Genomic DNA, 26,233 nt, shown 5'->3' with positions numbered 1-26,233 from the left:
CGTACCTCGCGGGCCACCTTAGGGGGTGGCCGCGCGTGTCGACGTGCGAAAACCATCACATTGACGGGGTGGGCCGCGCCACAGGCACGCACCGGGGGGATCAGCACTCCAGGGAGGTCATTGCCGTGTCCTGGGACCGCTCCTGCGCCCCTGCCCGCGACCGTTCGGCGCTCGCCGGTACGGGCACGGTCCGGGACGGTGCGGAGGCGGGGGCCGGGAGGGGGACGGCGGGTGGTTCCGTGGGCGCGGGCCCGCGGTCGCGGACGGGCAGCAGGGACCGCGGAACGGCCCGCAGAAGGCCCCGCAGTCGGGCGCGACGGCCGTGCAGCAGGCCGAGGACGATCGCCGAGGCCACCGCGATCAGGTGCTCGCGGCCGGCCAGGTTGGGCACGGCGATGGACTCCCACACCATCGAGCCGCCGGTCAGGGTGAACACCACGGGGGCGCGCTTGACCACCGAGAGATAGGTGAACAGGCCGACGACGGCCGCGGACGGCCCGGTGTCGAGCACCTCGGCGTACTGGTGCGACAGCCCGAAGCCCCACCAGCCGGGACCCAGCGCGATCATGACGCGGGCGGTGAGCGTGCCGGCCAGGGTGGTGGCGTAGGAGATCGCCAGCGTCCGAGCCCGGCCCAGGGCCAGTTCGGCCCAGGCGAAGGCGAGGAACAGCTGGGTGATGCCCGCCCACACCGGCAGATCGAGCGCCGGGACGTACAGCGACACGGGCGTGCGCAGCAGCGACAGCCACAGCGGCAGGTCGGCCCTGACGCCGCCGAGCCGCGTCACCCACAGCGCGCCGAGCGGGTGCTGGGCGATCGCGTGGAAGAAGATGACGCCGAACGCGGCGACGCACGCCAGCAGCAGGCCGGACAGTCCGCGCCGCGTGAACCGCCGTACCGGTTCGACGACGATGGCGTGCCACTCGCCCCGCAGCGTGCGCCCGGTGAACCGGACCAGGCGTGCGAGCAGTGCGCGGGACCACTCGATGCGCGCTTCAGTCGTCATGAGGCACGGCAGCCCATCACCTTCGGCTCCCCCGTCATGTACATCGCCCCCTTCACCCCGATCCCGGCATTCCGGCCTCGGGGTGTTTTTTCGGTCATCCACCCATATCGGCCGCCATCGTATAGATGTACGGATCTCTCCCGGCGGGCCCACCCCCGCGTGCGGGCCGCGGCGCCCGCGCGTTCAGCCGCCGGTGCCTTCTTCGGTTCTGGTGAGTGCGATCACGGAATACGCCAACATCGCCTGCTGGTTGCGCTGCTGTCGTTCCGACATGCGCCCGGTCCCTCCCCCGGTGTGGGCCTCTGTGGTGGTGAGACCCGATCGGTGACAGTTCAGCGAGCCGGGAGGCCGTCGTCAAGATCCTTTGCGGATGCGTAGGGGTGTGGGAAGACCCACAGGTCCGCGGCGGCGGAATCCGGGCCTCAGAGGCAACCTCCACCCCCTCGCATCCGTCCTCCCAAGCAGGCCCCTCGAACGGCTCGGCGGGGTGTGCGGGTCCGCGGTGTCCGAGTCGTCCTCACGAACTCCTGTGTTGTGGCCGCCAGTTCACCACCGCTCGGCGAACACCTGACCACCGGCCGACGACAGCGGCTTCAGTGACGAGGAGATCGCCCAGGGCCTGATGGTGATGACGCGCGCTTCTCCTTCACGCCCGTACCAGCCTTCCGATCCCGCCGTACCCGCCCTCTGATCTCGCGTCACCTCGGCCGAAGGAGATCGCCTCCACCCTGCAGTTGATGGTCGCGGCCGTCGTGAACCTCTGCACCCGTCCGGAGCAGCGCGCCCTCGCTTCGGGCGGCCGGTGCGGCTGGTTTCCTGGCCGGGCTCGGAGCGTTGCTTGACTTGGAGAGCGCTCCAACTCGTAGCGTCGCAGACGTACGGCGCACAACGGCACCGGCCCGTGCGCCGTACGGAACGACCGTCGCATGTGCAGGAAAGGCTGGGACATCACATGCAGAAGCGCAGTCTGCGGGACCTCCAGGTATCGGCCATCGGCCTCGGATGCATGGGCATGTCCGCCTTCTACGGCTCCGCCGACCAGGAGGAGGGCGTCGCGACCATCCGGCGGGCCCTCGAACTGGGCATCAACTTCCTCGACACCGCGCAGGTGTACGGCCCACTCACCAACGAGTCGCTGGTCGGAGAGGCGATCCGGGGACACCGCGACGAGTATGTGATCGCGACCAAGTTCAACTACCGGATGGACGACGCCGTACCGGGCGACATGAGCACGATCGGCCGGCAGGACGGCTCCGCCGAGCACGTACGCAGCTCCGTCCACGGCTCGCTGACGCGGTTGGGCACCGACCACATCGACCTGTACTACCAGCACCGCGTCGACCCGAACGTGCCCATCGAGGAGACGGTCGGCGCGCTCGGCGAGCTGGTCGCCGAGGGCAAGGTGCGGCACATCGGGCTGAGCGAGGCGAGCGCGGAGACCATCCGGCGGGCGCACGCCGTACACCCGATCACCGCCGTGCAGAGCGAGTACTCGCTGTGGACGCGGGACGTGGAGGCCGAGGTGCTGCCCGCCTGCCGGGAGCTCGGCATCGGCTTCGTGCCGTACTCCCCGCTCGGCCGCGGCTTCCTCGCGGGCCGCTTCACCTCGCCGGACGAGCTGGACGCGAACGACTTCCGGCGCAACAACCCGCGCTTCACGGACGCCAACCTGGAGGCGAACCTGCGGCTGGCGGAGAAGGTGAAGGAGATCGCCGCCGAGAAGGACGTGACGCCGGCCCAGCTGGCCATCGCCTGGGTGCTGGCCCAGGGCGAGAACCTCGTGCCGATCCCCGGCACCAAGCGCCGCAGCTACCTGGAGCAGAACGCCGGTGCGGTCGGTATCGAGCTGGCCAAGGAGGATCTGGCCCGCATCGACGCGGAGCTGCCCGCGGTGGCCGGTGAGCGGTACGACGAGGCCGGGATGAGGGCCGTCAATCGCTGAGCACCGCCCCTCACGGGGCGCTGCACTTGCGGCGTCTGGCGTAGGCGACCGTCAGCGCGCCCAGCAACGGGCCCCACAGGAGCAGGGGCGTGTAGCAGACGTACAGGGACAGGGCCTGCCGGCCGCCCACCCGGGTCGGGAAGTCGGCGGGCAGGCGCTCGCCCGTGATCGTCCGGTCCATGACCTCGGTCATGAAGGTCAGCGCCGTCCACAGCACGGTCAGGGCGGTGGCCCCGAGCCCGGCCGGGACCACCGCCGCGCTCACCGGGACGCGTCGGCCGCGCAGATACGGCACCCACCTCGGGAACACCTCGCCCCAGCGGGCGATCAGACCGAACGCGGTGAACGCGAGGGCCTCGGAGAGACCCGACAGCCCGAGGATGTAGGCGCGTTCGCCGATGCCGATGCCGGGGCGGAGGGCGACCGGAAGCCGCCAGAGACTGGACGGCAGGACGGTCAGCGGTATGGCGCAGGCGATGAGGCGGGCCCTGCGGGAGACGCCCTCGACGGGTTCGTGTGCCGCCCGCCACGCGGCCGTCGGACGGCCGCCTGGGAGAAGCGCGGTGCGGGGCGGCATCGGGTCCATGCGCGGTCCTCGGTCTCGGTGGGCCCGGCGGGCCCGTCCGGTACCGAAGATCGCAGGGCCGACCGGTCCGGTGGATCGTCCCGCGGGCCGAACCGGCTCCGCCGGACGGCGGAGGAGCCGGTCGGACCGTGGGAGGAGCGCTCCGGACCGGGACTTCAGGCCTTAGGCTCCCGGGTCGTGCGGGCCGCCGTCGCGAGGTCCAGGTCGGTGGTCCCGGGGGCCAGGAGCCGGGAGACCAGAGCCCGTGCGGTAAGGACGGCGGCGCCGACGAGCAGTACGAACCGGGCGCCGAAGCGGTCGAGGCCCATCGGGAGCAGGAAGGTGCCGACGGCCGCGCCGACCCGGCTCATCGCGGTGGCGAAACCGACGCCGGTGGCGCGCAGCGAGGTCGGGAACACCTCCAGCGGGTAGACGGCGGTCAGTACGCTGAACGCGGCGTTGAGGAAGATGAATACGGGAGCTGTCCGGGGCGCTGGACGTCAAGCGGCCCCTGCGCGAGCTGGGCGCCGGCCGCGGCCTGCTCCCGGCGATGGCGGCGGGCACGGTCGCGGACGCGGTGACGAAGAACGCGCCCCGGCTGCCGGAGGGGCGGAGGTGCTGGAACTGCTGACGCGGGTGTATTGAGCGGGCGCGTCGGTGGAGTCCGGTCCGGCGGGGTGTCTGCGGGGGCTCGCTCAGCGTGGGTGCCGGAACTGCCCGACCGGGATGTACGGGGAATCGTCCGGGTCGCGCTCGACGGCGGTGGCCGGGCTCTGCGCGGCTGGCCGACCGGGGGGCGCACCGCTCGGCTGTCTTGTCGGCCGGGCGGCCCTCGCCATCGCCCTGGGCCGCCGGAAGACGCGACACATCAACCCCGGTCCACAGGGACACCCGCCGTCCGGCCGCCTCACCAACCCCGGGCTCACCCCTGTGTGTGTTCCTCGTGAGCCGGCAGGTTGTACACGTGGAAGGCCTGTCCTATGACCGGCTGGGCCACGTTTCGTACGCGGACGCCGCCGCTGGTCATGCCGTGCTCGGTGCCGGCGTGGGCGTGGCCGTGCACGGCGAGGTCGGCACCGGCGGTGTCGATGGCCTCCGCCAGCAGATAGCTGCCGAGGAAGGGGTAGATCTCCGGCGGCTCCCCGGCCAGGGTGTCCGGCACGGGCGAGAAATGCGTCAGGGCGATCCGCACGTCGCAGTTCCAGTCGGCCAGGTCCTTCAGGGCGCTGTGCAGTTCGTCGGCGCACCGGCGGCTGTACCGTACGAACTCCTTCATGAGGGGTTCGCCGAACTCCCCCGCGCAGCGCCCGACGAATCCTCCGCCGAAGCCCTTCGTCCCGGCGACCCCGATCCGGGCCTCGCCGGCGCTGACGACGGCGGCCTGGCCCTCCAGCACGTGGGCGCCGGCGTCCCGCAGGATCGCGGTGACCTCCTCGGGCCGCTCGTCGTGGTGGTCGTGGTTGCCCAGGACGGCGACGACCGGCACCCCGAGATCCTTGATCTCCCGTGCGACGACCGCGGCCTCCTCGGTCGTGCCGTGCCGGGTGAGGTCGCCGGCGAGCAGCAGGACGTCGGCGCACCCGGGCAGCGTCTCGAAGGAGGGACGCAGCGTGCCCTGGCTCTCGGGGGCCATGTGGATGTCCCCGACTGCCGCGACGCGGATCATGTCAGGTCCTCTCCGTGGTCGGGCGAGGAGGTCCCGGCGATGAGGATGTCGCAGTGGACGGGATGCCCGGCCAGTTCCTCTCGGGCCATGTTGCAGATGTCGTCCCGGCACTGGCCGGACGGCACGGTACCGGTCAGCAGGATGGCGTCACCGCGCAGCTCCAGCCGTACGCCGAGTTCTCCGAGGTCCCCGGTGGCCAGGCGCTCGGCAAGGTGGGCGACGCGGTAGTCCAGGTTGCCGGCCGCCGGCGGGGGCGGCGGGCTCGTGTCGGTCATGGCTGCCCCTCCTGGGGGTCGATCACGTTCAGCCGCTCGAGGAGGAAGAGAAAGGCGGCCGGCATGGGCTGGTCGCCGCAGGCCGCCCGGAGCTCGTCCCAGTCGACCTTCTCGCGGACGGCGCGAGCCACCGGCAGGACGGCGCCGAAATCGCAGTAGTGCTCAGAGAAGGCACTGATCAGGCTGTGGATCAGATCGGTCGGACAGAGAACGGGCATCAGTACCGAGTCGACCGGCAGGACATGGGCGCGTTCCAGCATCTTCTTGGTGACGGGCTGGTGCGCGAGGGAGAAGATGATGTCGACGTTCTGCCCGCGGCAGGTGGTCTTCAGCAGCCAGTCCTCCGGCGGGGTCCGGATGGGAAGGCCCGCCTCGCGCAGGGTGGTGACCACCGGCTCTGCGTCGTCGGCGAGCACGCAGAAGTCGGCGTCGTGCTGGAGGTACCGGCTGCCGCCGTGGGCGTAGACGGCCACGCTCCCGGCGAGCGCGAAGGGATGGCCGGCGCGTTTGAGCAGGGCGCCGATCTCCTTGGTGGCCTCGAGGATCGCCTGGCTGCGGTCCTGCGGCAGGTCCGGCTGTCCCGGCGGTCCCGGTGCCGGCGCGACGGGCTGGTCCGGTCCGCCCCCGGCGAGGCGGAGCTCGGTGACCTCCGGTCGCCGGAGTGGGGCGGTGCCCTCCCCGTTGTGCGTCATGGCATCTCCGTTCGCGGCTCCGGCACCGCCGGGTCGGCCGGTTCGGACCTGAGGCTCGTACGGGTACCCGGCGCGATCGCACCGACACGGCGTACGGCCCGGCGGATCGCGGCGGCCCGGTCCGCCCGACCTGCGACGCAGTGCCCAGGCCGGAACCTCACCGCGGCGGCAGGCGGTGCTGGGTGCCTGGGGCGGCGCGGCGCCGGCCTGATCGGCACTCCACGGGGCCCGTCCCCGTACCCCGGATGCCCCGTGCCGCTCGCCACCCGGATGCCGGTGTCGTCGGTCCCGCGGCCGTACTCACGTGCATCGCGTCCCGCACAGGCGCACCCTGTAGGAATGAGGCCTCGGCTCAGTTCGGGTCCGCGGCAGCCGTTGCAGTCGGCACACGCTCTGCTGCTGCTCCCGATCCTGCTCATCGTGGTGATCACGATGGTGGACATGCGTGCCCCCACCAACGTCCACCTCGGTCCGGCCCTGGTGATCGCGCCCGCGATCACCCCTTCCTTCGCCGGGCCCCGGACCACGGCGGCCATCGGGGGGCTGGCGCTGGCCGCGCAGGTCCTCATCGGCTTCACCCACGGCGGGATCGGCACCATGAACCACGTCGTGCAGATCATCACCCTCGCCCTGCTGACGGTGACGCTGGTGGTCTACAGCGCCCTGCGGGAGCGCCGGCAGGCCCAGCTGGCCCAGGTCCGCACGGTCGCCGAGGCCGCGCAGCACGTGCTGATGTGGCCGCTGCCCGAGCAGATCGGCCCGCTGCGGATAGCCTCGCTGTACCTGGCGGCGGAGGACGAGGCTCAGATCGGCGGCGACTTGTACGCGGCGACCCGGTGCGACGACTCGGTACGGGTCCTGATCGGCGATGTGCGCGGCAAGGGCCTGTCCGCGATCGGCGAGGCGGCGCTGCTGCTCGGCGCATTCCGGGAGAGCGCGCACCGGCACATGCCGCTCCCCGAGCTGGCCGCCCTGCTGGAGCAGAGTGTCACCCGATACGCGGAGGAACTGGATCCGCCGGAGGAGGCGGGCGAGCGGTTCGCCACCGCACTGCTCGTGGAGATTCCGGACCGGGATCCGGTGACCCGGATGACCAGCTGCGGCCATCCGCCGCCGCTGCTGCTGAGCCCCGGCCACGCGGTCACGGTCCCGAGCCTGCACCCGTCCCCGCCGCTCGGGGTGCACAACGACTCGGAGCGCACGCTGGACGTGTTCTCCTTCGAGCCCGGTGACACCCTGCTCCTGTACACCGACGGCGTGGTGGAGGCCCGGGACACCCGCGGCCGGTTCTATCCGCTCACCGAGCGGGTCGTGCGCTGGACCGACGACAGCCCCGAGGCGCTGATGCACCATGTGCGGCGCGATCTGCTCGCCCATGTGGGCGGCCGACTGGGCGACGACGCCGCACTCATCGCACTGCACCGCACGGCCGTCGACCGCCGCCGCCACCACCACGGCCGGGCCGCCGACACGGACAGCCTCCGGCCCCGGTGAGGTCGGGGCCATCGTGCACGGGCTGCGCCGGGTGTCACGGCAGGCGTGGGCCCCGCCCCGAGTGGGGCGGGGCGGGGCCGCACGCCCGCGGTCAGCGGACCGACTTGAGGTCGGTGATCTTCAGGGTCTTCAGGTCGGACTGGACGTCGATCCGGCTGACCTCGGCGTGCGGCCCGTCGCCCCAGGTCAGCGTGACCCTGCTGGTGGCGTGGCCGGCGCCGGAACCTGTGTAGGTCACCTTCCACCTCACCGGCACGTTCTGCGCGAAGAGGATGCCGTCGGCGTGCTCCTTCTTCTCGAAGGCGGCGACTTTCCTCTGCTCGGCGGCGGAGAGGTAGAAAGTACGCAGCGCCTTGGCGGCGGTGCCGGCGGAGTTGTCGTCGGTGGACCGGACGGCGTCGATGTAGGCACCGTAGAAGTCGGCCACGTGCTGGGTGACGTTGCGCGGGTCGCCCTGGGCGGAGGACACGGCGGCGGCACGGGTGGTGCGGCTCGCGCCGGCGCCTGCGAGGGCGGGCGTCACGGCGGCCAGGGAGAGGCCGCCGGTGAGGGCGACCGCGGTGATCAGCGTGTTGCGGCTACGGATGGACATAGGTCTCATTCCCCCGGTTTCGTTACGACCGGTCCGATCCCGGCCGTCGACGGCCTTTAAGACCTCATTTCCCTCGCGCCGGTTCCGCTTTCTCTCGGCTTTTTCCCACTCCGATCCCGGAACATGAGGCAGCCGGACGGTTGTGCCGAATTCCGGTCGCTTTTCCGCGCCCTTTCGGTCATTCCGCCTCGGGCGGCCGGCCGGCGTGCGGTCCTTCGACGAGCCGGGCGAGGTTGTCGAGGGCCATGCGGGTGCCCCGTTCGTTGTCCTCGCGGGGGATGTCGTCGGGGATGCCCTCGTGCAGGATCTCCACGTCCGTGCCTCCGTCGGCCGCGGTGAGCGTGGTGGTCATGGTCATCGTGCCGCGCACGGCGTCGTCCTCGGTCTCGAAGTCGAACACCTCCACCACCAGCGCGTCGGGCACGAGCCTGGCGAAACGGCCGTGGTAAGTGTCCGTGTGCCCGCCCGACTTGCCCGTGCCGGACGCGTCGTCGTAGGTCAGGGAGACCCGGAAGGTACCGCCCACGCGGGCCTCGAAGGTGTGGACGCGGGCGGTCATGCCGGCCGGGACCCGCCAGGCCGCGATCGCATCGGCGTCGGTCAGGGCCCGGTAGACGGCGTGTGGGGGCGCCTGCACGCGCCGGGAGACTCGGGTGGCGTACATGGGCCCACGCTATCGGGTGGGGAGCCGCCCGGCCCCCGTACGGAAGAGGGCGGGGCCGGGGTCCGGGAGGTGGGTGCGGACCCCGGCCCCTGGTCTGTCGGGGCCCGGCGGTGGCCGACCGGGCTCGCCGGCCGTGCTGTCAGGGCTTGCGGGCGACCGCGCCGTACATCGCGATGTCCTCGTCGCGGATGTTCCGCTCGCCGGTGCCGTCGGGATGCCACTTGTGGACCTGCACGATGCCCGGCTCGACCAACTCAAGGCCGTCGAAGAACTCATGGGCCTCGTCGAGGGTGCGCAGCCGCATCGGCATGTTGCGGGCCGCGTACTCGCGGGCGACCCGGCCCACCTCCTCGGGCGCGAACTCGGCGGTGCCGATGGACATCGCCAGATGGCTGCCGGACGGCAGCGGCTCCAACAGCCGGCGTACGACTCCGACCGCGTCGTCCTCGTCGAGCATGAAGTGGACGATGGCGATGACGGTGAGCGCGACCGGCTTGTCCAGGTCCAGGGTCTCGCGCAGTTCCGGGGCGTCCAGGATGGCCGCCGGGTCGCGGAAGTCGGCCTCGATGTACGAGGTACGGCCCTCGGGCGCGCTGGCCAGCAGACCCTGGGAGAGGGTGAGGACGATCGGGTCGTTGTCGACGTAGACCACCCGGGATCCGGGCGCCACGGCCTGGGCGATCTCGTGCAGGTTGGGCGAGGTGGGGATGCCGGTGCCGATGTCCAGGAACTGGCGCATGCCCGCCTCCTCGGCGAGCCACCGCACGGCGCGGTTCATCCAGTCGCGGTTGGCGCGCATGTGGACCGGGAGCGCGGGCCACTCCCGGGACATGGCGTCACCGGCCTCCTTGTCGGCGGGGTAGTAGTCCTTGCCGCCGAGGATGTAGTCGTAGATACGGGCGGAGTGGGCGTTCTCGGTGTCGATGCGGTCTGCCGGCCATCCGTTGTCGGGCAACGCCGTGTCTCCCATTCGGGTCGGGGGCGGGGGCTTGCGTACGGGCGGTTCGTCACAGCTCCTTGCGGATCGCGCCGAGCACGGATTCGGTCTTCTTCGCGGGCGCGGCCTGGGCACCGAGCCGGTCCAGGGCCTCCCGGTACACCACGACGTCGTCCGCCTTGTCCAGGTAGACGGCCCCGACCAGGCCGTTGAGGTACACGATGTCGGGCAGTTCGCGGGCCCGGAACCGGAAGAGGTGGTAGGCGCCGGCCCGCATCGCCGGGTGCGGGCCGTGGGCGAACGGCATGAGCTGCAGGGTCACATGGGCCAGCCGGTTCACCTCGACGAGGTGGTCGATCTGCGCCCGCATCACCTTGGGCCCGCCGACCGGCCAACGCAGCACCGTCTCGTCCATCACCACCCACACCCGCGGCGGCGCCTCGCGGGCCAGCAGCTCCTGGCGGCGCATGCGCAGGGCGACCCGGCGTTCGGTGGCCTCGGCGGAGGCGTGCGGGTTCTCGGCGCCGAGCAGCGCCCGGGCGTAGTCCTCCGTCTGCAGCAGGCCGTGCACGAACTGGTTCTCGTAGGCGCGGATCTGCAACGCGGCCTGTTCCAGGCTGAGATACGCGGCGAACCAGTCGGGCATCACATCGCGGTAGGTGTGCCACCAGCCGCGCTTGTTGGCCTCGCGCACGGACTTCAGGAAGGTGTCGATCTCGTCCTGGTCGGTGACGCCGTAGACCTGGAGCAGCTTCTCGGCGTCCGCGAGGCGCAGCCGGGCCACCTTGGCGGCCTCCATTCGGCGGATGGTGGAGTGGCTGACCCCGATGGCGGCGCCCGCCTCGGCGTAGCCGAGGCCGGCCCGGGTGCGCAGCTCCTCCAGTTGCCGGCCGAGGATCATGCGCAGGACGGAGGGGGCGCCTCCCCAGTCGGTCTCCGCGGTCACGCCCCACACCCCCCTCACCAGGTCACTCGGACACCCTCGCGCACGATCGCTCCCCGGGCCCATTCGATCACGTTCCGACCGAAGCAGCATGCACTTCGCCACTTGCAAATTTCAACTTGCCGGTTGCGAGGTGTCATTGGCGGGTGCCACAGTGGAACCACTGCTCCGGCCGACCCAAGGAGCAGGCGCCGCGGCCGGGTTGGGGGAGACCGGGCACCACGGCCTCGTGGGAGGCGTGTCGTCTGCTGCGCGCGGTCGGCCGGTACCCCCCACGCGAGGCCGGACGAAAGGCGCACGGCGATGGCTCCGCCCTCCCTCCCCCAGCCGCTCCACCACCCACCCGAGCGCCGGAGCCCCGCCCGACCACCCCTGCCTCCCACCCCGTCGCGTCTGCCGGCCGTGCCCCGCCGGCCCCGGTTCGAGAACTGCCCGGACCGGTCCCCCTCTTCCGTACAGCACCCGCACCGCTCCCCCACCGACACGGACCGCCCACACCCGACACCGGACAACGCGAGCCGGTCGCACCGGGCTCCGGGTAGCGCGGACCGCCCGCGCCCGGCGCCGGACAGCTCTGACCACCCGCACCCACCCCTGGACGGCGCAAATCAGCCAAACCGGAGCCTGAACGGCGCGGACCAGGCACGCCGGACCCCGGAGCGTACGAGCTGGTCAGACCGGGCTCAGAACTGGGCGGACCACCCGCACCACGCTTCGGAACGACGAGACGGGCCGGCGGACGCCGCGGAGGGACCGGGCCCCCGCACGGACACGGCGGACACCCCGCACCCAGCCTCGGCCGCCGCCGCGGAGCACCCACGCCCGGCCCAGGACGACACCGGGGACCACCCCCGCCCCGCACCGGACGCCCTGACTCCTGCACACCGACCGCCGGTCCCCGCCGGCGGCCCGAGACCACCCGGAGGCGGGCGTCTCGGTCGACTCCCTGGGCCCCTCGGCCCCGACCGGCTCGCCTCCGGGGACCCGCTCCCCCGCTCCGCCGCCGCGTTCGAGCTCGCCGCCCAGCCGGAGGCCGTCGGCACGGCCCGGCGTGTCGTACAGGACCTGCTGACCTCCGGGGGCGTGCCCGACGGCCCCCGGGACGAGGCGATCCTGGTGACCTCGGAGCTGGTCACGAACGCCCTCGTGCACGCGGCCGGTGAACGGATCGCCTGCCGGGTGCACGGTACTGCGGACCGAATACGGATCGAGGTCGAGGACCAGGACGGCGGCCCCGCGCTGCCGGCGGCGCGCCGCCCGGGACCCGACGACCAGCACGGACGCGGGCTCTTCCTGGTCGACGCGCTGAGCCGCGACTGGGGCGTGACGCCGGTGTCCGGCGGGGCCGCCCGGGTCGTCTGGGCGGAGCTGCCGTACGACGACGGCTGACGCCACGCCCGCCGCTCCCCACTCGACCACCAACGGATGATCCCCACTGGTCCGAAGGATGCCCATGCACCTCATCGCCACCGCTCCCGCCCCGGCCCCGGCCGCCGACCCGTCCTGGACCCGCACCCGCCCCAAGCCGGGCTCCCAGGAACAAGCCCACTGACCACGGCACCGGCACCGGCACTGGCACTGGCACTGGCACTGGCACTGGCACTGGCACTGGCACCAAGCCGACCCCACCACCCCGCCGCTCCACTCCCCACGACTCCCCGTCCGCACGTCCCGAAACCACCCCCACGCACACCCCACCCGCCCCCGAACCCCGGTACATTCGCCGCCGGTGCGGGTGTTCCGCATCCGCCGGGGCCCGGCGACCGTACGGTCCCGGGGTCGACGTGCGAGCCGTTCCCTCGGGGGTGTGCATGGTCTGGTCGGTGATCCGCCGGAGGCGGGCCGCCACGGCCGGGCTTCCGGTGCCCGGGCGGTGCGGGCCCGCGGCGGGTCGGCATGTCCTGGCCACCGAGCGGCTGTTGCTGTTCACGCCCCGCACCCGGCTGGACGTGGCGGCGGCCCTCGCCGCCTGCGCCGATGCCGAGGCGCAGCGCTGGCTCGGCACCCAGGCGGACCAGGTGCTGCCCGACCTCGGCACCCGCAGAGCCCTGCTCGCCTGGCGGCCGGCCGGCGACGACGGCCGCCGGGTGCCTCGGAAGCTGGCCCAGCCGTACGCACCCGGCCCGGACGATCCCTTGCTGCTCGTGTGTGTGCGCAGGTCGGACCTCGGCTATGCCGGCGCCCTCGAACTGGAGCACCGCACGGGCGAGATGGGCGGCTGGCTGGCACCGGCCTGCCGGGGCCAGGGCCTGGGCGCGGAGCTGTTCCGCGCGGGCGCCGCTCTCGCGCACACCCATGCCGGGCTGAGCACGGTCCGGGCGGGTGCGGAGCCCGGGAACACCGCGAGCCGGCGGGCCCTGGCCCGGGCCGGCTTCGTACCGGACGAGGGGCCGCCCCGGCACACCCTGCCCGACGGCCGCGTGGTCGAGGCCGTCTGGCACCGCCACGACAGCGCGGCGGCCTCCCGCTGCCGCTGACGACCACCCGATCACCCCCCACCCTTCACGGAGAGCCGACCGACGTGACAGACACCGGATTCAGCCCGGAGCGGATCGACACCGGCAAGCCGCACTCGGCGCGGATGTACGACTGGTTCCTGGACGGCAAGGACCACTACGCCGTCGACGCCGAGGCCGCGAGCAAGGTGCTGGAGCTCTTCCCGGGCGCCAAGGACGCGGCCTGGGCCAACCGCGAGTTCATGCACCGGGCCGCCCGGTTCGTCGCCCGCCAGGGAGTGGACCAGTTCCTGGACGTTGGCACCGGGATACCCACTGAGCCGAACCTGCACCAGGTCGTCCAGGAGGTCACCCCGAGCGCCCGGGTGGTGTACGTCGACAACGACCCGATCGTGCTGCGGCACGCCGAAGCCCTGCTCCAGGGCAGGCCCGAGGGCCGTACCGCCTATCTGCACGCCGATGTCCGCGATCCGGAACGGATCGTGGCGTACGCCCGGGAACATCTGGACCTCGGCCGGCCCGTGGGCCTGTCGCTGATCGCGCTGCTGCCGTTCGTCACCGACGAGCAGGATCCCCACGGTGTCGTCCGCACCCTGCTGGAGCCGCTGGCGTCCGGCAGTTTTCTGACGCTCTCCCACGCCGGCGCGGAGTTCGACCCGGAGGTCTGGGAGCGGATCGCGGCCGTCTACCGCGCCGGTGGCACACAGGTCCGGGCGCGCTCGCACGCCGAGGTGAGCCGGTTCTTCGACGGCCTGGACCTGTGCGAGCCGGGCGTCGTACCGGCCACGCGCTGGCACGCCGAGCCGGGGATGCGGGTCCTTCAGGAGCAGCCGGTGTATGCCGGGGTGGCACGCAAACCCTGAGGCCGCTCGCCGAGCGCCCCCGGTGGCGGCACCTCACCCGGACTGCGGGCACGCGGGTGGTTCCGCACTGAGGCGGACGCCGGGACCGGCCCCCCTGTGCGAGGTTCAGTCCCAGTCACCGGCTCGCGTATGCGTCTCCAACGCCCCGGCGGCGGAGCGCAGTTGCTCCGCCGCCGTGGTGCAGGCGGCGGCCTGCTGCTCCAGGGTGGACCGGCTCCAGCCTGGCGCCGCCGGGCAGCCGCTCAGGGTGGCCGCGGTGGCGAGCAGCTGACGGGCGTAGCCGTCCATGAGGTCGGCGTCGGCCCGCAAGCCGGCGACGTGCGCGAGGAGTTCGTCGGCCGAGGCCGCGGTCGCTCGGGGGGACTCGGTCACCATGGCGGCTCCCACTCGACTGGGGCAGGGACAGGGGGCTTCAGCGCGGGAGGACGGCGCCGGCGCTGCGGTGGAGCATGAACTGGGGGCAGGCCAGGACGAACAGGGGACGGGCCCGGTCGATGCCGAACCGGCGCAGCTGTCCGGCGAGGGGTTCGGCCGCCGCGGTGTCCAGCCGCAGCCGCACGCCGGTGCCGGGGTGCAGCCGCAGCCTGCCGTGGGCCCGGACCAGGGTGCGTAGGGTGCTGTCGGCCCGGCGGCCGTAGAGGGTCCAGTCGGCTTCCGGGCAGCGGAGGCCCGGTCCGAGCCGGCCCTCGACGGTGAGCCCGAGGTCCCCCGACCGGACGTCGATCTCCCGGCCCATCAGGTCGGCCTCGGCGGTCGTCCGCATCGCGGGCTGGCCCCAGATCTCCCTGGCGACCACGCGGGCCTCGTCGCTGGTGACGGCGAGGGAGAGGACGTAACGGCCGGTGCGGCGCAGGTCGGCCCGGCGCAGCAGGTCCGCGGCGATGTCGTACGGCCGGGGCCGCCACAGGTCGTCGACCAGGACGGACAGGGCGATCTCGGTGTAGGGACCGATCGTGGAGCAGCGGTGCTCGTAGAGCGACAGCACGGCGAGGGCCCGTCGGCCCAGCCGGCTCGGGGTCGGCCGGGTGCCGCCGGGCAGCAGGCGGCGCGCCGCGTCGGCGGGGACGGGGAAGCAGAGGTGGGCGGCGGAGGTGTCGTAGTAGCGGACCGGCACGTCGACCGGGCCGGCCGTCGTCGGGATCGAGGTGGTCGGCAGGGTGAGGAACGGGTAGCCCTCGGGCGGGTGGGCGCGGTCCTTGAGCTGGTAGGCCTGGGTGCGCACGATCGGCCCGCGGTACGGCGTGAGCGCCCCGTCGACGTGCTCGCGGGCGACGGGAATGACGGTGCGCAGATGCTCGATGTACTCGCGGAGCATGTGGCACAGCGGGAACTCGTGGGTGGGCCCGGTGTAGTCGACCGCGTGCCAGTGCGGGTGCGGGTGCGGGTCGAACGCGGAGCCCGCGTCCCGGCCGTCCAGGACGGCCACGATGTCGTGCTGGTTGGTGACGGCGGCGACCCAGGTGCGCGGGTCGGCGGGCTTCTTGCCGTCGACCGGCGAGCCGACGGCGACGACGTGCGTGACCCGGTAGGTGCGGCAGAACTCCTCGTCCTGGGCGAGGTTCATCAGTGCGAGCCCGCCCTCGCCGTGCCCGATCAGCGCGAGGTCGGCACCGCGCGGGATGCCGTAGTCCGCCAGGGCGAGCAGGACCGAGCGGATGTAGGGCGAGTCGGTCATGAACAGGTTGCGCCAGGCGCGGACGAAGTCCTGCGGGGCGTCGCTGCGCGGCCGGCCCGGCGCCATGCCGGGCACCTGGACGACATAGCGGACGACACCGTCGGGACCGCGCACGTTCTGCACGAGGATCCGCCCGCCGGCGGACAGCACCTCGATGTTGCGCAGAAACCCGAGGAAGGAGCCCTCGGTGGCGATGAACTGCCTCTCCTGGTCCGTGAGGTCGACCGCCTCGGCCGCGCCCTGCCCCTGGCCCGTGTCCCTCGACGGATCGTGCGGCGGGCCGGCGGACGGCTCGCGGCCCGCCGCGAGCGCCCAGCCGGTCGCGTCGTGCTTCGGGTTCTCGTCCAGCAGGGCGCGGATGGCGACCAGTTCGGCCATCAGCGGGGCCAGTCCGGACAGGGCCCGCTGGGCGCCCCGGTCCCGGAACAGCGCGCGCAGCGCCCGTACCGCCTCCAGGTCGCGGTCGGCGGTCACGGCCGCCATCAGCCGGCGCATGCCGGGATCGCGTTCGAACTCGGGGTGGTCGACCAGCACGGCGGCGATCCTCAGGCGCAGCGAGGTGACGGCGACCAGCGCGGCGAGGCCCTCCCGGCCCAGGACCGCACCGGCCGCGCCGAGCACCTGGCCCATGCCCTTCGGTGCGGTCGTCGCCGAACCGCCGAGGCCCCGTTTGTTCGTCAGGGCCCGCAGCAGCACCCACTGGGCGGCCAGGCCGGTACGGGGACGGCGGCGCGCGGAGGCGGTCAGGGGCGGCGCCGACAGCGCGGTGCCGGTGCGCGCGGACACCGCGCGGATGCCCTCGGCGACGTCCATCACGTCCCGTGCGCACCGGCGCAGCAGCTCTCCGGCATCCTGACCGTCCGGCGTGGGCGGTCCGGGTGCGTGGCCGTCCGCTCGCATCCGACGCTCCCTCGTTCTACGACGTACGACGACACATGGCAGGGTTCAGCCGCACCGGAGGGGCGCGATCCCGGTCCCATCGTCGGCCAGGGTCACCGGGCCCGCACCTTCATCCGTCCAGGCAGCGCAACCCACGCCGGTGACCGTGCGTGACCGCACGAAGATCGCTCCAGTGGCCGCGCCCACAGGCCTCCCGTACTGCCCCGGCGCTCACGCTCCGGGCATCAGCCCCGCCGCCACGGTGGCCCCGAGCTCCCAGCACGCCTCCGTGTCGGCCTTGCCGAGTTCGCCGGTGACCGTCACCGCGTCGGCCGCGCGGCGCCAGCCGAGGCCGGTGGTGACGGCCTCGATGGCACGGACGGCGCCGGTGACGTCGTTGCCGCCGTGGACGTAGTAGCCGAACGGCCGGCCCCGGGTCTCGTCCAGGCAGGGGTAGTAGATCTGGTCGAAGAAATGTTTCAGCGCGCCGGACATGTACCCGAGGTTCGCCGGTGTGCCGAGCAGATAGCCGTCGGCCTCGAGAACGTCGGAGGCGGTCGCCGACAGGGCGGCCCGGCGCACGACGCGGACGCCCTCGATCTCCGGTGTCGTGGCGCCGGAGACGACGGCCTCGAACAGCGCTTGGCAGTTGGGCGACGGGGTGTGATGGACGATCAGCAAGGTAGGCACACCCCGCACCCTGCCGTGCCCCCGTGGCGCCTCGCAAACGGCGGGCGTGGCGGGCGGCGCGGCGGGGTAGAGGCTGTGCACGGGGAGGACGGAGAGGCTGCCGTGACGAGCGCGGATGCACCAGATGCCGGCCCCCGCCCGGAGCGGCTGCCGGCCGGCTACCGGTGGCGGCCGGCGACCACCGCCGATGTGGACGCGATCCACGGCCTGGTCGCCGCGTACGAACACGCGCTCCACGGACATGCCGTGACCGGCGCCGACCGGATCACCGCCGAGCTCACCCTGCCCGGTCTGCGGGCGGAGGACGACACGTTGCTCGTGTGCGACGGCACGGGCGCGCCGGCCGGCTACGGCTGGGTGAACGGGCGGCGGGCCAGGGTGCATGTGCACCCTGGTCACCGGGGCCGGGGTCTCGGCGGCGCGCTGCTCGCCTGGACCGAGACCAGGGCCCGGCGAGCGGGCAGCGACCGGCTCGCGCAGACGGTCGCCGACGGCGACGGCGCCGCGACCGCGCTCCTGCGGGCCGGCGGGTACTCCCGGCTGGTCACGGAGTGGCTGCTGGAGATCGCGCTGCCGGGCGGACCCGAGGTGCCCGGTCCGCCGGCGGGCATCACCGTACGACCGTTCCGGCACGGTGACGAACAGGCCGCGTACCGGCTCACCGAGGACGCGTTCGACGAGTGGCAGCCGCGGCGGAAGAGCTACGCGGAATGGGCGCGGCACACCGTCGAGCGCGCCACGTTCCTGCCGGCGGCGTCACCGCTCGCCTTCGCCGGCGGCGAACTGGTCGGGGCCGTGCTGTCGCTGGACGTTCCGGGCCACGACGAGGGATACGTCGAGCGGGTCGCGGTACGGCGCGACCACCGCGACCGGGGCATCGCCCGCACGCTGCTGCGCGAGGCGTTCCACACCTTCCACCGCCGCGGCAGGCCGGTCTGCACCCTGTGGACGCACTCAGGTACCGGAGCGCTCTCGCTCTACGAGCGCCTGGGGATGACGGTCCGGCACAGCTCCACGGTCTACGGCAAGCCGCTCGTCACGGGCTGACCGGGGCCGGGGCCGGGCGCGGGGGAAAACGCGTTCGGTGTGTCAGTGCCCTCGGTTACAGTTGCGCCCCTGAACAGGGGGGAGCAGCACGTGCAGGTCAGGGTGGGGTCCGCGCGGGGTGCGGTGGTCGTGGCGGTGGCGCTCGCGACGATGCTCGGCGGGTGCGCGCAGTCGGCGGACGGTGGCGGGAAGAACGCGTCGAGCGCGTCACCGACCGCCGGGGGCGAAGGGGCCGAAGGGATGGCGGCGGCGAGCGGCGGTTCGATCGGCGCGGCCGGTTCGGACTGTGAACTGCCCGTCCGTTTCGACATCGCCAAGGACTGGAAGGCCAAGGCGACAAACGCCCAGGCGGAGCTGTCGAAGGCGTCGAAGGGTTCCGACGGCGACCTGAGCGGGTCGCTCGCCGACGCCTTGCTGCGCCAGGGGCCGGTCGCCGCGGCCTGCGAGATCGACGCCAAGCCGGCGGGCCACATCGGCTTCCTGCGCGTGTGGACCGGCAAGGCGGGGAAGACAGACGCGGGCAGCGTGCTGCGGGAGTTCGTCGCCGCGGAGGACAACGTCAGCAAGGAGAAGTACCACTCCTTCAGGACCGGCGGCGGCCTGACCGGCGTGGAGGTGGAGTACCTCTGCACCAGCAAGCTCCTGGACGAGACAAAGAAGGAGACCGCGCTCGCGGTCGGCACGCCCCACGGCCCGGTCGTCCTGCATCTCGGGGGGATGGACACCGAGGAGCACGAGGCGATGCGGCCCGCCTACGAACTCGCCAAGCGGACGCTCAAGTTGACCTGAGCGCCACCGCCCGGCAGCGCTCGGTTCGCAGAAGGCGCGGGCGGTGCTCATGGTGACCATGCCGAGATGGACGGCCTGGACGCCGTGTCCGCGCGGGGCGGTGCACGGCGCAGGGCGGTCTCCTCCATGGAGGGGACCGCCCTGCGGAAGACGGCCGGTTGTCGTCGGCCGGCCGCCGTCAGTAGCGGAGGCGCCTGGCCCTGAGCAGCATGACCAGGCCCGACATGGCGAGCAGGGTGCCGAGCGCCGCGGGCCACAGGTGCGCCCCGGTCTCCGCGAGTGCGCCCTGTGTGCCCTGCGGTTGGGGCTGTGCGGTGACGGGCGGGACGGACCCGGCGGGAGTAGCCTGCGCGGACGCGGACCGGCTGGGCTCGGGCCGGGCCGCCCCGGGTTGGGTGGGCGAGGACGTGAGCCCGGGGGCGGAGGTGGCCGTGGACGGCGTCGGTGCGGTGGACCCGTCCGGCTTGGCGGTGTGGTTCCGCTTGGTGCGGCGCTGCTGCTTGGCCGTGCCGTTGTCCGGTGTGGTCGTGTGGCGGTCCGGTGCGGTCGTGCGGGCAGGTGCGGTCGTGCGGTCCGGTGTGGTCGTGCGGTCCGGTGTGGTGGTCGCGTCGGTCCTCGGTTCCGTGCCGGGCTGTGTGGCCGGGGGCGCCGGGGCGGAGGTGGCGGGCGCGGTGGCGCCGGGCTGGTCCGTCGTGCCGGAGCCCGGGGCGGCCGTCGTACCCGAGCCGGAACTCGCCGTGGGCGACGCCGTCGTACCCGAGTTGTCGCCGCCGGGGCCACAGGTGCGGCCGGAGTTGATGCAGTCGACCATCTGGTGCATCAGGTCCTCGTCGAAGACGTTGATGAAGTCGCCGTGGTCGGTGACGGGCTTGTGCAGCTGCTCGGGGAAGGAGTCGACCGCGAAGAGCGGGACCGCACGGCCGCCGTCCTGGAGGCTCGGCGCCTTGACGTCGTAGACGATGCGCTCCACCAGCTGCGGGATGGGGCGGAAGCCGGCCGGGCAGGAGCCGTCCGGGGCGGTGAAGGCCACGTGGGTGCGGTGGTTGGCGCTGTCGATGTTGCGGCCGTCCCAGCAGCTCTGGAACCGGAAGCTGCGCACCACGTCGCTGCCCGGCGGACACAGCGGGTACTTGTCCTTCAGCTGCCGGTTCTCGTAACCGGTGCAGCTCCAGGACGCGTTGGCGTTGCCGGGCCCGTTGACGAAGGCCTTGGCGTCGCCGGTGATGATGCGCAGCAGACGGGGCATGGGGGTGACCTGGCCGAGCGGGTTGCCGGTGAAGGTCAGGGTGACCTGCTTGGGCGTGACGATCTGGCCCGCGTTGCCCTCCGTGCCGCCGCCCGGGGATCCGGCGTCCCGCTCCTGGGTGCCGTTCTGCAGGCGCAGCACCGGCCAGTAGTAAGAGGACTTGTCACCCTTGTCCACGCAGCTCGTGCCGGCGTTCGCCAGGTCGTCGTCGCTCGCGAAGGCGTTGTTGCCCTGGTTGCCGACGTAGTCGTGGAAGTGGTGGGCTCCGTTGGAGACACCGGGGGCGACGATGACGTTGTCGGAGTTGAAGAGGCCGTTCGCGTTGACCCCGCAGTCCGAGGTGAAGCTGCCGCGCGAGGCGTCGGCCTGCTGTGGCGGGTTCGGCGCGTCCGGCGGTACGGAGGTGATGTCCGCGTAGTCGGAGACGACGGGTCCGTTGCCGCCCTGCCCGGCGCCGCCCGGCTGGGCGGACGAAGTCGGGGTGGCGGTGGACTGGGGGGCGGTGGACTGGGTGCCGTCGCTCGCGCCGTCGGCGCCGGGGCGCAGGGTGCAGGCGGCCAGGGCGTCCAGGCCTTGCGGGCGCTCCCCCGCCTGGTCGATGGCGTCGGTGATCCGGCCGATCGCCGCGGCCCGCTGGTCCTTCAGCGGGTTCATGATGGTGCCGTCGACCGAGCCGGAGTCCTGCCCGCCGGCCTGCCCCGACTGCTGGAGCTGCCGGTACGCCTCGGCCGTCTGCCGGTCCAGCAGGGCGAGTTCGCGGTCCACCGCGGGACGGGCCGCGTCGGGCACGGCGGTCAGCCGGCTGCCGACGTCGGGGCAGTCGATGGTCGTCATACCCGCGGACAGCACGTGTCCGGTTCCGGTCGTGCCGGATCCGCCGCCCCAGCTCTCGGTCGCCGAGGCGTAGACGTTGGCCGCGACGAGGCCGCCTCCGCCCAGCATCAGGGCGACCGCTGCGAAGGTCGCGCGTCGTACGCGGGTCGGGCGTCTGCGCTTGTTGCGTGCCAAGGTCGTCCCCTGTGTGGTGTGTGCGCCGGTCGGGCATGGAGCTCCCCGGCCCCATACGGAGGGCGGCACCGATGTGTTCAACCGAATCGTGGATTCACCGGGACCTCACAGGAAAACGCGGAACTCGCCCCTTCCCCTTCGAACAACACCACGAACATCACAAATACGTATCGGACATTTCACGCCTCAACCTTCACACGAGGTACACACGTTGGCTAGGTTGACGCGAGGCCGCCCGGCCCTCGACCGGCCGGACGCAACGGCCAACTGCCCTGCGGGGCAAGGAAGGAGCGTGTCTTCCATGGCGCCGGAGAGCCGCGACGAGGTGGCGCAGGACGAGGTTCGGCAGCGGGTCGACTCCCTCTACGACCAGGCCGAGAACGTGACCGGGAACTACAACGCGACCCGGGCCATGGCCTCGGTGACGCGCTCTCGGGGCGTCCCGCCGGCCAAGCGCTCGGGGCGGCGACCGGATCCCGCTCTCGACGCGATCGCCCGGCAGTGGTTCGACGGGGCACGCGCCAAGCTCGGCCCGATCGTCCCCGCGGCGCTGCCCGCCGACCGGCTGCCCGACCGCCCGGCAGCGGCTCCTGGCCGAGCCTGGGACCGGATGGGCGGCGGCCTTCCGGGCGGATCGCCGGACGCCCTGGGCGTAGGCCCGTCCGCTCGACGGCCCGCCCTGGAGCGCGCCATCGAACGTACGGTGGCCGAGCTGACGGCCGGCCGGGCGACGGACCCGGAGAGTCTCGCCCTGGCGGCGCGCGAAAGCGGACGCGCCGCATTGCCCGGGCCGCGCCGTCCCGAACTGCCGAGTGGGGGCGTGGAGTTGCCGGCCCTCGACGGAACAGGTGCGCCCGGCGCGAGCGCGGCGGGCCTGACACTCCCCGGCGCGGCAGCCCTGGTGGGTCCGGATACGCGGGGGATACCGGCCGGCCTCGATCCGGTGGAACCGACCGGCCTCGGACCGGTGGAACCGACCGGCCTCGGTGCTGTGTCACCCGCCGGCCCCGGTCCCGTCGAGACCGCCGTCCTCCCGGTGACCGCGCTGTCCGCCGCGCAGGACACCCCGGTCCAGGAACCGTGGGCACTGCCCGGCCCCACCGCGCCGGGCCGCCCCTCCCCCGCCGCGTCCAAGTCGAACAACCAGCGCAAGCTGGCCGCGGCGAGCGATGTGATCACCCGGTACACCGCCCGACTCACCACGGCCGCCGCGGCCGCTCAAGCCGTGCCCATGACGGCGACACCACCGGAAGCCGTTGCGGCCGCGCCGTCGGGGTCCTTTGCGGCCATCCCGCCGGAATCCCTTACGGCCATGGCGCAGGCGTCGGTCACGGCCACGCCACCCACGCCTACGACGGCCGCACCAGCCGCGCCCGTCACGACCGCACCACCCATGCCGGTCACGACCGCACCACCCATGCCGATGACAGCCGCACCCTCGGCTCCCGCACCTTCGGCTCACGCACCCTTGGCTCACGCACCCTCGGCTCCCGTCACACCCCCCGCCCCCGTCACAGCCGTACCGCCCGCGACGCCCGTGCAGGCCCCCTCCCCGGACCCCGCGGCCGCCCAGTGGCAGCAGCCGTACGGGGCGTCACCCGGTGCGACGGCCACCGCGATGCCGACCTGGGACACCTCGCCCACCACCCTGGCGCCCGTGACCGACACCGCTTCCCTCGCTGCCGGCCCTGAGTCACCCCGCGCCGTGCGGGCCGCCAAGGCCATCGCGTTCGCGCGGGCGCAGATCGGGAAGCCGTGTGTGTGGGGTGCGACCGGGCCGGACTCGTACGACTGCTCCAGCCTCACCCAGGCCGCCTGGAAGGCCGCCGGCGTTCAGTTGCCGCGGGCCGCGTACGAGCAGGCGCTCGCCGGTGCGCCGGTCACCCTCGCCGGGGTCGAGCCCGGCGACCTCGTCCTCTTCTTCGACGACGACCGGCACGTGGGACTCCATGTCGGCGGCGGCATGATGGTGCACGCGCCGGGCCCGGGCTCGTCCATACGCGAGGAGTCGATCTACGGCGCCGGGGAGTCGGCGATCCACCGGATCGTGCGGCCCGCCTGAGCGGTCGGCGGACCGGGACGAACGGCACCACCGGGACGAACTGCACGACCAGGACGACCCGGACCGGGATCAGCCGCGGCGCCGGCGTGCGCGCCGGCTCTCGTAGTGGTCGCGCAGGGTCTCCTCCAACGGGCGGTAGGTCAGGCCCAGTTCGTGGACGCTGCGGCTGTTGTCGACGCGGAAGCGGATGCCGAGGTGCCTGCGGATGTAGTCCTGGGTGAGGCCGAAGGCGGGACCCAGGACGCGGACCGGCCAGTGCGGGAGCCTGGTGCGCGGGAGCCGGAGGTCGCGGGGGTGGTGGGCGAGGAGGATGCGGGCCATCTCGTGGAAGGACGCCATGGTCTCGGCGGCCACGATGTACCGCCCTTTCGCCGCCGGGTTCTCGGCGGCGGCGATGTGCGCGTCGGCCACGTCCCGGACGTCCGCCGTGGTGAAGCTGAAGTCCGGTGCTCCGTACCAGAAGGAGCCCTGGAACAGCTCGTCCAGCAGGAAGAGGCTGCCGGAGTCGGACGCGGGCGTGAAGGACGGCCCCAGGATCAGGCCCGGGTTGACCGACACCATGCGCCAGCGGTCCTGCGTCGCCTCGGCCTCCCACGCGGCACGTTCCGCCAGCGTCTTGGCGTAGTGGTAGGGGTTGTTCTCGGCGGTGCTGGTGGTGTTGAAGTACCGCTCGGAGAGGATCCGCCCGTCCATCGCGAGTACGTCGGCGTAGTCGCCGAAGATCGCTCCCACGGTGGACGTGAACACGAGCGTCCGCACGTCGGGGGTCCGCTGGATCGCCGCCAGTACGTTGCGGGTGCCCAGCAGCGCCGGGTCCACGACGTCCCGTCGGCCGTCCTTGATCTGCTCCGGCATCAGGAACGGTGAGGCCACATGGAAGACGACCGCGCACCGGCCGAACGCCGCGTCGAAGGTGCCACCGTTCAGCAAGTCGGCCTCGTAGAGCTCCAGTTGACCGGGAAACGTCTCCTGCATCTGCCACAGCGGCCGGACCTTCGCCGCGTCGGACCTGTCGCGTACGGTGGCGTGGACCCGGTAGCCCCGCTGCAGCAGGCGTCGCACCAGATGACTGCCGACGAAGCCACTGCCGCCCGTCACCGCCACGGTCGTCCCACGTCCGGCCACGCCCGCCCCCCTTCCTCCCGTCCCGTTCCTCCCGTCCGAGGACAGGGTCGGGCACCGGCCGCTCAAGGGGAACACCTCGGACCATAAGACGACGCTGGGTAAGTCATAAGATCCACTTATGGGGTCATAGACCGGACCCGCGTACCAACTTAGGGATGCCTTAGTTTAGGCTTCCTGATCAAGTCGCCCACTCAACCGCGAAGGGAACCTGATCATGCCGCGCCCCCTGCGGGTAGCCATCGTCGGAGCCGGCCCCGCCGGGATCTACGCCGCCGACGCCCTGCTCAAGTCCGAGGTGGCCGCCGACCCCGGCGTCTCCATCGACCTCTTCGAGCGGATGCCCGCCCCGTTCGGCCTGATCCGGTACGGCGTCGCCCCCGACCACCCGCGCATCAAGGGGATCGTCACCGCCCTGCACCAGGTGCTCGACAAGCCGCAGATCCGGCTGTTCGGCAACGTCGGCTACCCGACCGACATCAGCCTGGACGACCTGCGCGCCTTCTACGACGCGGTGATCTTCTCCACCGGCGCGACAGCCGACCGCGACCTGTCGATCCCCGGCATCGACCTGGACGGCTCCCACGGCGCCGCCGACTTCGTCTCCTGGTACGACGGCCACCCGGACGTGCCGCGCACCTGGCCGCTTCAGGCCGAGAAGGTCGCCGTCCTCGGCGTCGGCAACGTGGCCCTCGACGTCGCCCGCGTCCTCGCCAAGACGGCGGACGAGCTGCTGCCGACCGAGATCCCCCCGAACGTCCACGACGGCCTGAAGGCCAACAAGGCCGTGGAGATCCACGTCTTCGGCCGCCGCGGCCCGGCGCAGGCCAAGTTCAGCCCGATGGAGCTGCGCGAGCTGGACCACTCGCCGAACATCGAGGTCATCGTCGACCCCGAGGACATCGACTACGACGAGGGCTCGATCGAGACCCGGCGCGGCAACAAGCAGGCCGACATGGTCGCCAAGACCCTGGAGAACTGGGCGATCCGCGATGTCGGCGACCGCCCGCACAAGTTGTTCCTGCACTTCTTCGAGTCCCCCGCGGAGATCCTCGGCGAGGACGGCCGCGTCGTCGGCCTGCGCACCGAGCGCACCGCCCTCGACGGCACCGGAAACGTCAAGGGCACCGGTGAGTTCAAGGACTGGGACGTCACCGCGGTCTACCGCGCGGTCGGCTACCTCTCCGAGAAGCTGCCCAAGCTGCCCTGGGACATCGACTCGGGCACGATCCCGGACAAGGGCGGCCGGGTCGTCGAGGAGGGCGGCGCCCCTCTGCAGTCCACCTACGTCACCGGCTGGATCCGGCGCGGCCCCGTCGGCCTGATCGGCCACACCAAGGGCGACGCCAACGAGACCGTCGCCAACCTGCTGGACGACTACGCGAACGGCCGGCTGCACACCCCGGCCTCGCCCGACCCGGAGGCCGTGGACGCCTTCCTCGCCGAGCGCGAGGTCCGCTTCACCACCTGGGAGGGCTGGTACAAGCTGGACGCCGCCGAACGCGCCCTGGGCGAGCCGCAGGGCCGTGAGCGAGTGAAGATCGTCGAGCGCGAGGACATGCTGCGGGAGAGCGGGGCGTAAGTCCCGGACGCGAGGAGCGACGAGCGGGGCCGGCACGG

24 protein-coding genes are annotated in these 26,233 nt (G+C 72.8%); 9 read left to right on the top strand and 15 right to left on the bottom strand.

What is annotated here, in order from left to right; all coding sequences use genetic code 11:
- Positions 1-100: 100 nt before the first annotated feature.
- Positions 101-1,006, bottom strand: a complete 906-nt coding sequence (locus tag ACWGJ5_RS02345) for a hypothetical protein (protein WP_453307904.1) — start codon at positions 1,004-1,006, stop codon at positions 101-103.
- 952 nt (positions 1,007-1,958) lie between these two features.
- Here ACWGJ5_RS02345 and ACWGJ5_RS02340 point away from each other — a divergent pair.
- Positions 1,959-2,948, top strand: a complete 990-nt coding sequence (locus ACWGJ5_RS02340) for an aldo/keto reductase (RefSeq protein ID WP_453307903.1) — start codon at positions 1,959-1,961, stop codon at positions 2,946-2,948.
- Positions 2,949-2,958: 10 nt separating this feature from the next.
- On the opposite strand, the gene ACWGJ5_RS02335 is transcribed toward ACWGJ5_RS02340, so the two are convergent.
- From ACWGJ5_RS02335 to ACWGJ5_RS02315, 5 genes are all read right to left on the bottom strand, one after another.
- A complete protein-coding gene (locus ACWGJ5_RS02335) occupies positions 2,959-3,534 on the bottom strand; it encodes a hypothetical protein (protein WP_453307902.1) in 576 nt (191 codons plus the stop codon).
- A 155-nt stretch (positions 3,535-3,689) separates the two neighbouring features.
- Complete coding sequence (locus ACWGJ5_RS02330; RefSeq protein WP_453308264.1) at positions 3,690-3,983, bottom strand: MFS transporter; 294 nt, start codon at positions 3,981-3,983, stop codon at positions 3,690-3,692.
- 452 nt (positions 3,984-4,435) lie between these two features.
- Complete coding sequence (locus ACWGJ5_RS02325; RefSeq protein WP_453307901.1) at positions 4,436-5,179, bottom strand: metallophosphoesterase family protein; 744 nt, start codon at positions 5,177-5,179, stop codon at positions 4,436-4,438.
- On the bottom strand, positions 5,176-5,454 hold the full coding sequence (locus ACWGJ5_RS02320) for a hypothetical protein (protein WP_453307900.1): 279 nt from the start codon (positions 5,452-5,454) through the stop codon (positions 5,176-5,178). The genes ACWGJ5_RS02325 and ACWGJ5_RS02320 overlap by 4 nt, the downstream gene beginning before the upstream one ends.
- Entirely contained in the window at positions 5,451-6,146 is a 696-nt protein-coding gene (locus tag ACWGJ5_RS02315) for a hypothetical protein (RefSeq protein WP_453307899.1), read from the bottom strand. The genes ACWGJ5_RS02320 and ACWGJ5_RS02315 overlap by 4 nt, the downstream gene beginning before the upstream one ends.
- Positions 6,147-6,485: 339 nt before the next feature.
- Between ACWGJ5_RS02315 and ACWGJ5_RS02310 the strand changes: the two genes are divergently transcribed.
- Entirely contained in the window at positions 6,486-7,640 is a 1,155-nt protein-coding gene (locus ACWGJ5_RS02310) for a PP2C family protein-serine/threonine phosphatase (protein ID WP_453307898.1), read from the top strand.
- A gap of 91 nt (positions 7,641-7,731) precedes the next feature.
- Here ACWGJ5_RS02310 and ACWGJ5_RS02305 read toward each other — a convergent pair whose 3' ends face one another.
- The 4 genes from ACWGJ5_RS02305 to ACWGJ5_RS02290 all read right to left on the bottom strand — a co-directional run bounded on the left by ACWGJ5_RS02305 (position 7,732) and on the right by ACWGJ5_RS02290 (position 10,779).
- On the bottom strand, positions 7,732-8,232 hold the full coding sequence (locus ACWGJ5_RS02305) for a hypothetical protein (protein ID WP_453307897.1): 501 nt from the start codon (positions 8,230-8,232) through the stop codon (positions 7,732-7,734).
- A gap of 178 nt (positions 8,233-8,410) precedes the next feature.
- Positions 8,411-8,896, bottom strand: coding sequence for an SRPBCC domain-containing protein (locus ACWGJ5_RS02300; protein ID WP_453307896.1), 486 nt, complete (start codon positions 8,894-8,896; stop codon positions 8,411-8,413).
- Positions 8,897-9,035: 139 nt separating this feature from the next.
- Positions 9,036-9,851, bottom strand: a complete 816-nt coding sequence (locus ACWGJ5_RS02295; protein WP_453307895.1) for an SAM-dependent methyltransferase — start codon at positions 9,849-9,851, stop codon at positions 9,036-9,038.
- 52 nt (positions 9,852-9,903) lie between these two features.
- On the bottom strand, positions 9,904-10,779 hold the full coding sequence (locus ACWGJ5_RS02290; protein WP_453307894.1) for a helix-turn-helix domain-containing protein: 876 nt from the start codon (positions 10,777-10,779) through the stop codon (positions 9,904-9,906).
- 300 nt (positions 10,780-11,079) lie between these two features.
- Here ACWGJ5_RS02290 and ACWGJ5_RS02285 point away from each other — a divergent pair, with 300 nt between their 5' ends.
- The 3 genes from ACWGJ5_RS02285 (at position 11,080) to ACWGJ5_RS02275 (ending at position 14,095) form a co-directional block, all read left to right on the top strand.
- A complete protein-coding gene (locus ACWGJ5_RS02285) occupies positions 11,080-12,165 on the top strand; it encodes an ATP-binding protein (RefSeq protein ID WP_453307893.1) in 1,086 nt (361 codons plus the stop codon).
- A gap of 434 nt (positions 12,166-12,599) precedes the next feature.
- Positions 12,600-13,253 (top strand): GNAT family N-acetyltransferase, encoded by a 654-nt coding sequence (locus tag ACWGJ5_RS02280; RefSeq protein WP_453307892.1) that lies wholly within the window; start codon positions 12,600-12,602, stop codon positions 13,251-13,253.
- A 44-nt stretch (positions 13,254-13,297) separates the two neighbouring features.
- Positions 13,298-14,095, top strand: coding sequence for an SAM-dependent methyltransferase (locus ACWGJ5_RS02275; protein WP_453307891.1), 798 nt, complete (start codon positions 13,298-13,300; stop codon positions 14,093-14,095).
- A gap of 105 nt (positions 14,096-14,200) precedes the next feature.
- Here the strand turns inward: ACWGJ5_RS02275 and ACWGJ5_RS02270 are convergent, their stop codons facing one another.
- The 3 genes from ACWGJ5_RS02270 to ACWGJ5_RS02260 all read right to left on the bottom strand — a co-directional run bounded on the left by ACWGJ5_RS02270 (position 14,201) and on the right by ACWGJ5_RS02260 (position 17,339).
- On the bottom strand, positions 14,201-14,470 hold the full coding sequence (locus ACWGJ5_RS02270) for a hypothetical protein (protein ID WP_453307890.1): 270 nt from the start codon (positions 14,468-14,470) through the stop codon (positions 14,201-14,203).
- Positions 14,471-14,507: 37 nt separating this feature from the next.
- The gene (locus ACWGJ5_RS02265; RefSeq protein WP_453307889.1) at positions 14,508-16,670 is read right to left on the bottom strand and encodes an acetoacetate decarboxylase family protein; all 2,163 of its coding nucleotides are present in this window, start codon (positions 16,668-16,670) and stop codon (positions 14,508-14,510) included.
- A gap of 210 nt (positions 16,671-16,880) precedes the next feature.
- The gene (locus tag ACWGJ5_RS02260; RefSeq protein ID WP_228618217.1) at positions 16,881-17,339 is read right to left on the bottom strand and encodes a flavodoxin family protein; all 459 of its coding nucleotides are present in this window, start codon (positions 17,337-17,339) and stop codon (positions 16,881-16,883) included.
- A gap of 102 nt (positions 17,340-17,441) precedes the next feature.
- On the opposite strand from ACWGJ5_RS02260, the gene ACWGJ5_RS02255 reads away from it, so the two are divergent.
- Together ACWGJ5_RS02255 and ACWGJ5_RS02250 are read left to right on the top strand one after the other, a co-directional pair.
- The gene (locus tag ACWGJ5_RS02255) at positions 17,442-18,386 is read left to right on the top strand and encodes a GNAT family N-acetyltransferase (RefSeq protein WP_453307888.1); all 945 of its coding nucleotides are present in this window, start codon (positions 17,442-17,444) and stop codon (positions 18,384-18,386) included.
- A gap of 90 nt (positions 18,387-18,476) precedes the next feature.
- A complete protein-coding gene (locus ACWGJ5_RS02250; protein ID WP_453307887.1) occupies positions 18,477-19,175 on the top strand; it encodes a lipoprotein in 699 nt (232 codons plus the stop codon).
- A gap of 178 nt (positions 19,176-19,353) precedes the next feature.
- Here the strand turns inward: ACWGJ5_RS02250 and ACWGJ5_RS02245 are convergent, their stop codons facing one another.
- Positions 19,354-21,363 (bottom strand): DUF1996 domain-containing protein, encoded by a 2,010-nt coding sequence (locus tag ACWGJ5_RS02245; RefSeq protein WP_453308263.1) that lies wholly within the window; start codon positions 21,361-21,363, stop codon positions 19,354-19,356.
- Positions 21,364-21,730: 367 nt separating this feature from the next.
- Between ACWGJ5_RS02245 and ACWGJ5_RS02240 the strand changes: the two genes are divergently transcribed.
- Positions 21,731-23,491 (top strand): NlpC/P60 family protein, encoded by a 1,761-nt coding sequence (locus ACWGJ5_RS02240; RefSeq protein ID WP_453307886.1) that lies wholly within the window; start codon positions 21,731-21,733, stop codon positions 23,489-23,491.
- Positions 23,492-23,560: 69 nt separating this feature from the next.
- Here the strand turns inward: ACWGJ5_RS02240 and ACWGJ5_RS02235 are convergent, their stop codons facing one another.
- Complete coding sequence (locus ACWGJ5_RS02235; protein ID WP_453307885.1) at positions 23,561-24,616, bottom strand: NAD-dependent epimerase/dehydratase family protein; 1,056 nt, start codon at positions 24,614-24,616, stop codon at positions 23,561-23,563.
- A 214-nt stretch (positions 24,617-24,830) separates the two neighbouring features.
- Here ACWGJ5_RS02235 and ACWGJ5_RS02230 point away from each other — a divergent pair, with 214 nt between their 5' ends.
- Complete coding sequence (locus ACWGJ5_RS02230) at positions 24,831-26,195, top strand: FAD-dependent oxidoreductase (RefSeq protein ID WP_453307884.1); 1,365 nt, start codon at positions 24,831-24,833, stop codon at positions 26,193-26,195.
- Positions 26,196-26,233 lie beyond the last annotated feature (38 nt).

The organism is Streptomyces sp. NPDC054783, assembly GCF_053611725.1.
This window is presented reverse-complemented; position numbering and strand designations above follow the sequence as displayed.

Coding starts and splice junctions, on each gene's coding strand:
- ACWGJ5_RS02345 (WP_453307904.1), bottom strand. CDS start 1,006: ATGACGACTGAAGCGCGCATCGAGTGGTCCCGCGCACTGCTCGCACGC.
- ACWGJ5_RS02230 (WP_453307884.1), top strand. CDS start 24,831: ATGCCGCGCCCCCTGCGGGTAGCCATCGTCGGAGCCGGCCCCGCCGGG.
- ACWGJ5_RS02335 (WP_453307902.1), bottom strand. CDS start 3,534: ATGGACCCGATGCCGCCCCGCACCGCGCTTCTCCCAGGCGGCCGTCCG.
- ACWGJ5_RS02285 (WP_453307893.1), top strand. CDS start 11,080: ATGGCTCCGCCCTCCCTCCCCCAGCCGCTCCACCACCCACCCGAGCGC.
- ACWGJ5_RS02305 (WP_453307897.1), bottom strand. CDS start 8,232: ATGTCCATCCGTAGCCGCAACACGCTGATCACCGCGGTCGCCCTCACC.
- ACWGJ5_RS02240 (WP_453307886.1), top strand. CDS start 21,731: ATGGCGCCGGAGAGCCGCGACGAGGTGGCGCAGGACGAGGTTCGGCAG.
- ACWGJ5_RS02245 (WP_453308263.1), bottom strand. CDS start 21,363: ATGCTGGGCGGAGGCGGCCTCGTCGCGGCCAACGTCTACGCCTCGGCG.
- ACWGJ5_RS02340 (WP_453307903.1), top strand. CDS start 1,959: ATGCAGAAGCGCAGTCTGCGGGACCTCCAGGTATCGGCCATCGGCCTC.
- ACWGJ5_RS02265 (WP_453307889.1), bottom strand. CDS start 16,670: ATGCGAGCGGACGGCCACGCACCCGGACCGCCCACGCCGGACGGTCAG.
- ACWGJ5_RS02325 (WP_453307901.1), bottom strand. CDS start 5,179: ATGATCCGCGTCGCGGCAGTCGGGGACATCCACATGGCCCCCGAGAGC.
- ACWGJ5_RS02320 (WP_453307900.1), bottom strand. CDS start 5,454: ATGACCGACACGAGCCCGCCGCCCCCGCCGGCGGCCGGCAACCTGGAC.
- ACWGJ5_RS02310 (WP_453307898.1), top strand. CDS start 6,486: ATGAGGCCTCGGCTCAGTTCGGGTCCGCGGCAGCCGTTGCAGTCGGCA.
- ACWGJ5_RS02315 (WP_453307899.1), bottom strand. CDS start 6,146: ATGACGCACAACGGGGAGGGCACCGCCCCACTCCGGCGACCGGAGGTC.
- ACWGJ5_RS02270 (WP_453307890.1), bottom strand. CDS start 14,470: ATGGTGACCGAGTCCCCCCGAGCGACCGCGGCCTCGGCCGACGAACTC.
- ACWGJ5_RS02300 (WP_453307896.1), bottom strand. CDS start 8,896: ATGTACGCCACCCGAGTCTCCCGGCGCGTGCAGGCGCCCCCACACGCC.